The sequence below is a fragment of the Polaribacter marinus genome (genome assembly GCF_022662535.1).
GTDB classification, from domain to species: Bacteria; Bacteroidota; Bacteroidia; order Flavobacteriales; family Flavobacteriaceae; genus Polaribacter; species Polaribacter marinus.
In genome coordinates, this window is the sequence record NZ_JAKQYM010000028.1 from 1 (window position 1) to 6380 (window position 6380).

6 protein-coding genes are annotated in these 6380 nt (G+C 27.0%); all 6 read left to right on the forward strand.

Going from position 1 to position 6380, the window contains the following annotated elements:
- Nucleotides 1–138: 138 nt before the first annotated feature.
- Nucleotides 139–1311 carry an XRE family transcriptional regulator gene (locus MC378_RS14960; RefSeq protein ID WP_179314802.1) on the forward strand — a complete coding sequence of 391 codons (1173 nt, stop codon included), beginning with the start codon at nucleotides 139–141 and terminating at the stop codon, nucleotides 1309–1311.
- Nucleotides 1311–1820 (forward strand): DUF4411 family protein, encoded by a 510-nt coding sequence (locus MC378_RS14965; RefSeq protein ID WP_179314801.1) that lies wholly within the window; start codon nucleotides 1311–1313, stop codon nucleotides 1818–1820. Before MC378_RS14960 ends, MC378_RS14965 begins: the two co-directional genes overlap by 1 nt.
- Nucleotides 1821–1966: 146 nt before the next feature.
- The gene (locus MC378_RS14970; RefSeq protein ID WP_242179614.1) at nucleotides 1967–2470 is read left to right on the forward strand and encodes a hypothetical protein; all 504 of its coding nucleotides are present in this window, start codon (nucleotides 1967–1969) and stop codon (nucleotides 2468–2470) included.
- Between the two features lie 152 nt (nucleotides 2471–2622).
- Nucleotides 2623–3390, forward strand: a complete 768-nt coding sequence (locus MC378_RS14975) for a hypothetical protein (RefSeq protein WP_242179615.1) — start codon at nucleotides 2623–2625, stop codon at nucleotides 3388–3390.
- Between the two features lie 172 nt (nucleotides 3391–3562).
- On the forward strand, nucleotides 3563–3790 hold the full coding sequence (locus tag MC378_RS14980; RefSeq protein WP_242179616.1) for a hypothetical protein: 228 nt from the start codon (nucleotides 3563–3565) through the stop codon (nucleotides 3788–3790).
- A 424-nt stretch (nucleotides 3791–4214) separates the two neighbouring features.
- Entirely contained in the window at nucleotides 4215–6173 is a 1959-nt protein-coding gene (locus MC378_RS14985; RefSeq protein ID WP_242179617.1) for an NACHT domain-containing protein, read from the forward strand.
- Nucleotides 6174–6380 lie beyond the last annotated feature (207 nt).

Genomic DNA, 6380 nt, shown 5'->3' on the forward strand with positions numbered 1-6380 from the left:
TCGCGGATTTTCTTTGCCAGTAATTATTTACTAACTTAAGTGCTTAAACATCGCAACTAATCCTGTACAAACACGTTAGCCACAAGCAAAAAAAAAATTACGTTCCAATTTAAAATTTTACCTTTGTAGAAAAAAATAATGGCTGATAAAGCATTCATAACATCTGAAATATTAAAGTGGGCTAGAAAGTCCGCTAAAATTTCTGTGGAAGATGCTGCCAAAAAAATTTCTGTATCACCCGAAAGATATTTAACTTGGGAAGATGGAATTGATTTTCCAACTATTCGACAAGCGAAAATCTTAGCGAAAAGTTTTAGAAGACCTTTTTCGTTATTTTTCTTGCCTGAAGTACCAAAAGATTTTCATCCACTTCAAGACTATAGAAGAGATGACTCTCAGGAATTAGATACTGCTTCTTTATTTATAATCCGAGAAGTTCAAGAAAAACAAAATTGGATAAGTCAACTATTTGAAGAAATAGGAGAAAATACACTTCCATTTGTTGGTAAGTATTCTATTAACGATAATCCAGAGGTTGTTGCAAAAGACATTTTAGACACTTTAAAGATTAATCCGAGTGATTATAAAAAAACACCTATTTCTGAATGGATAGATAAAGCAGAAAGTGCAGGAATATTTATTTCTCGTGCAAGTTTCTTACACTCAAGATTAGTCTTAGATAGAGATTTAATTCAAGGATTTGCAATTGCCGATAAATATGCACCATTTGTTTTTGTAAACTCAAAAAACTGGAATGCACCACAGCTTTTCACGCTTGTCCACGAATTAGCTCACATTTGGATAGCAAAATCAGGTGTGTCAAATGAAATAGAAATTGATTTTACAGACAAACCAAAATCAAAATTTCATCCTGTAGAGTTGTTTTGCAACCAAGTTGCAGCCAATGCATTAATGCCTAAAGAATTAATAACTCAACTTGGAAATGATACTTTTGAGTCAAATAATAAGATTTTTAAACAATCAAAAGAACTTGGAATAAGTTCGTTTGCTTTTTTAGTTCGTGCATTAAACTTAAATTTAATTTCTCAATCAGAATACAAGTCTTTAAAACAAGATGCTCAAAATGAATTTGAAAAGTTTTTAGAAAGAGAAAAAATTAAAAAAGAGAAACAAAAAGAACGAAAAGGAGGTCCTGATGCTTATTTACTTCGTTTAAACAAAAACAGTAAACTATTTACAAGAATAGTGATGGACTCTTTTAATAATGGCTCACTATCACCTTCAATTGCTAGTAATCTGCTTAATACTCAGATAAACAAATTTCAAAAATTCGAAAAACTACTTGCCTAATGTTTAAAAATGAAAAAGTAGTTTACTGTATTGATGCTAACATTCTAATTCAAGCTTGGCAAAAATATTACTCACCCGAAATTTGTCCATCGTATTGGGAAGTATTAAATGATTTAGGTAAAAAAGGAATAATATTTATTCCAGAATTAGTGTACGAAGAAATTGAGAGTGGAGAAGATAATCTATCAGAGTGGTTAAAGAAAAGTGATATTCCAATTAGAAAAATTGATGGAGAAGTAACAAATCATCTAAAACAAATATATTCATCTAATCCAAATCATAAATACCTAGTTTCAAGTAACGGAATTCACTCAAAAGCTGACCCTTGGGTTATTGCACACGCTATGAAAGAAAATGCAATCGTAGTTACAAAAGAAACTAAAGACTATTTTAAAAAACAAACGAAAATTAAAATTCCTCACGTTTGCGACAATATGAATGTTAAGTGGATAGATGATTTTGAATTTATTAGAAATTTGAATATTAAATTTACTTGTAAATCGGAATAATGCCAGATGGCTAACACCGTATATAATTTATTGCTAGTCCTAGCCTACTTACGAAAATCCTCGCTGATTTTCTATTCGGTTTTAATTTGCTAAATTAGTTGCTTAATCACGCAACAAACCATATACAAACACGTTGTACACAACTAATGAAAAAAACAATTCTACTTTTAATAATATTATTTTCCATTTGTTCATGTAAGGAATATTTGACTGAAAAGGAATTGAAATATATGCCATATAAAAAAGGAGATATTTTAATATTTGAAAATAAAAGTTTGAATTTAATTGACACAATTACAATTTCTGATTTGAAGAAATTTATTCCTGATGGACCGCAGTTATATTTTAATGAAACTATAAAAGCAGAAACTGGAAATAATTTTTTGGTTTCAATTAATGCTGGTTATGGAAAAAATTCAGACTCTTATCTGAAAATCGAAAATCTAAACGGTAAATTTTATTTAGAAAATTTTGAGAAATTGGAAAAACAAAAGCTTGAAAATGGGAAAAAAACTATCAATGATGTTATAATCTTAAAAACAGAAACAAAAGGAATTAGTCGAATTAATAAAGTTTATTGGAGTATTTCTGAAGGAATTATAAAGTATGAAACCAAAAAAGGAAATATTTGGGAATTAAAAAACGAATAAAGCAGTGTACAACACCGTATAAAAAAAATTGCTAAATTAGTGCTTAACTAAAGTTAGTTGCATTTTTTGCTACTTCTGAATTTCCTTCGGAAATTCCTCGCACACAAAAAACGCAACTTTCCTTATACAACAACGTTGGCTATAATTAAAATATGAAATCCAAATTAACCATTTTATTAACTTTATTAATTCTAATTTCTTGTGGGAGAAATAAATTTGAAAAAAAAATATTAGGAAAATGGTATGATATTAGAGAAACAGGACAACTTGAATTTACTCAAGATTCTTTAAATATTTGGGAATTAACTTCTACAAAAGCAAAGTGGAAAGCCAATGAAAAAGAAATTATTTATGAATTTAAAGATGTTTTTAACGATTCTATTAAAAATAATTCTCTGAAATACAAATTGCATAATGATACTTTATTCATCAAAACAAGTAAAGATTCATTATTTGAATTTAAATTTATCAAGGCTGAAAATTTTACTGACTTTATCTTTAAAAAAAATAATGTGATCATAAATTTAGAAGATAATTCAGATTTGGACTTTGAAGGAGTTGAAAATAAATATGGACTCAAAATTTTTGTAGAAAATAAAAATGGAATAATAAAAATAAAATCTGAATACTCTGAAAACTTGGAGAATTTGGAAAACGATTTAGAAAAAATCCTTTTTGATTTAAGTCCATACTTTATGAATGAATATAACGATTTACACACTGAAAGATTTACGTTCAAACAATGGATTAGAATGAATATTTATTATTCTCTATTTATAGACGAAGGAATACCTGAATCAAGAATTAATTCTATTGTGGAAAAATTACGAAAGACAAAAATTAGAAAAATTTATAGAGTTTATAAAACTGTAGAAACAGAATTTGTTGATTTTAATAATTTGAAGAAAATAAAACTATAGCCAACACCGTATAAACTTTATTGCTGGATTTTTGCTCACTTGCGAAAGTCCTCGCGGACTTTCTTGGTCAGTAATTATTCAGTAACTTTACTGCTAAACAAACGCAACAAAGCTTATACAAACACGTTGGCATTCATTGATAACTCGAACTTTTAAAAAAAAAAGGAACAAAATGAAATTAATAAAAAACATTACGAAAATTTTGGCTTTAACAATTATTCTAACTTCATTATTGAATTGTGAAGACGATTGTACTAAAATGGTAAATATTCCTGTATCGAATCCTAATTACAATCCAAATAATCCAAGTGGAAATGAACCACCTTTTATTGACAATTTTCAGGAAGTCTCTTGTGATTTTGAAGAACCAGTAACAGAACCAGTTAATGGTCCGATTTAATATTTGAAAGTATTAAACAGACTCTCTTCTTTTTATGCTAGAATTGAACTAAATAAGACGTTTGAATTCACTTAAACTCAGATATCTAAAACAACAAGAGGAATTCTTTCTCTAAATTTAGCAAGTTTGTAGAATTTAGAGAAATACGAAAAATAAAGATTAAGGATTTTTCACTCAAACGCTGAATTATGAACTTTTCGGAACTCTCACTCAATGTTGAATTTATGAAAATCAGAAAATAATATTACGGAATTATAAACTGAAAAAAAAACGAAATGCCAACACCGTATAGTAAAAATTGCTAAATTAGTGCTTAACAAAACTAGTCGCATTTTTGTAAACGTCCATTTTCCTTCGGAAAATAGCCGTTCACTTTAAACGCAACTTTCAATATACAACAACGTTGTACATAATTTAAGAAAAAATGGAATTAAACGAAATTAAAGATATAGCTATAATAGCAAAACCATTTGTTGAACCCATAATATCAACTTTAATCTCGCCAAAAGTTGCACAACTAAAATCTTGGTTGAAAAAACAACAAACTAACAATAAAGTATTTGATAATTATTTTGAGAATAAATTTGAAGAATATCTTTTTAGAACATACAGAAATTGTTCGAACTTAAATATTTTAGTATTTCCAAATCAACAAATTCAAATAAAAAATATTTACCAACCAATAACATTAAATTCCTCTAAAAATGGAGGTAATTATAAGATTTCATCATTTGAAGAATCTTTTATAACAAAATATAAAAGAATCTTGATTTCAGACAATGCTGGTATGGGTAAATCAACATTAATGAAATGGATTTCTATTTCTATTATCGAACAATCTATTTCAATCCCAATACTTATTGAGCTTAAAAGAATAAATAAAAGACATACTCTTTTAGATGAAATTTTTAATCAAATTAATCCTATCGATAAATCATTTGATAAAAATTTAATTCTGAAATTCCTAGAATTAGGTTCTTTTACTATACTTTTCGATGGTTTTGATGAAATAGAATATAATGAAAGACAAACGGTAATTCAGGATATAAAAAGTTTGACTTCTAAAGCTCCTGAAAATTGGTATATCCTAACTTCAAGACCAGATTCGGAACTTACTTCATTTGGAGATTTTCAATTATTTAATATTAATCCACTATCAAAAAAAGAATCATTTGAATTAATAGATAAATATGATTCTGTAAATAATAATCATCTTTCAGAAAAATTAAAAGAAGGTATTGAAATTAAATTTTCACAAGTAAAAGAATTTTTAACTAACCCTTTTTTAGTATCACTTTTATATAAAACATATACTTATAACAAAGATATTCCTTCAAAAAAATCAACTTTCTATGATGAAGTTTATTCTGCACTATACAAACATCACGATTTGTCTAAAGATGGATATAAACGTAATAAAAAATCTGGCTTAGATATTCACGATTTTAGATTGGTTTTAAGAAGATTAGCTTTTAATACTTCAAAAGTTGCTAAAACTGAATATACAGATATTCAACTCATAGCATATTTGAAAGAAGTAAATCAAAGTATTAATTTAGAATTTAAAGAATTAAGTTATTCTGAGGATTTAGAACTGAATGTTCCTTTATTTGTAAGAGATGGTCAAAATTTAAAATGGTCTCACAAATCTGTACAAGATTATTTTACAGCTGAATATATTTGTAGTCATCCGAAGAAAAAAGAAATTGTTCAAAAAATTTATGAATCACAAAAAAGTAATTACTTACAAATTATAGATTTCATATCTGAACTAGAACCTCAAATATTTAGTGAGACAATACTACTTCCACTTTTAAAGAAGTTTATTTATTATAGTGATAATTCATATAAATCCTGTAAAATTTCAACAAAAGAAATAAGACGACGACAATCAATAACATTTGGAATTTTATTTGGTATGCAGCAAAATGTTGATAACATAAGTGATTGGGTTAAAAAATTTCACGATGATTCAGAAAGGAAAATAGGAGAATTTACTTTAAATAATATTAATATATCTACAGCTGAAAAAAAACCAATTATGTCATTAATTGCAATTTCTTTTGATCAAGAAATAATCAATATTATTGGTAATAAAGGTAGTAAATACACAAAAAAAATAGAAAGAAACGATAAACAAAAGGAGCTTAATATTAAATTACCATCTAAAGAAATTTTATTTATAGATGATAAGCCAGATTGTTTATTTAACAATCCAAAAATATTTAATGCTGTAAGTAATAAGATTATTTCTTCCCGAATTGAAACTAGTTCAAGCAACAACTCATATCTTCTTGATTATGAAAAGTCTAAAACTGAAATAAAAGAAATAGAGCGTCAAATAAAAATTGAGAAAGAGAAAGACATTCTTGAGGGAATATAAAACTATGTACAACACCGTATAAAATTAATTGCTGGTTTTAGCCTATTTACGAAAGTCCTCGCGGACTTTCTATCTGTGATTTATTTCCTAACTTTAGTACTTAAAACACGCAACTAATCTTATACAAACACGTTGTGTGTAATGTGAGAATGAACTACGAAACAAACTTCAAACCAACCGAAAAACATCTGTCACAAATTGAAAAAT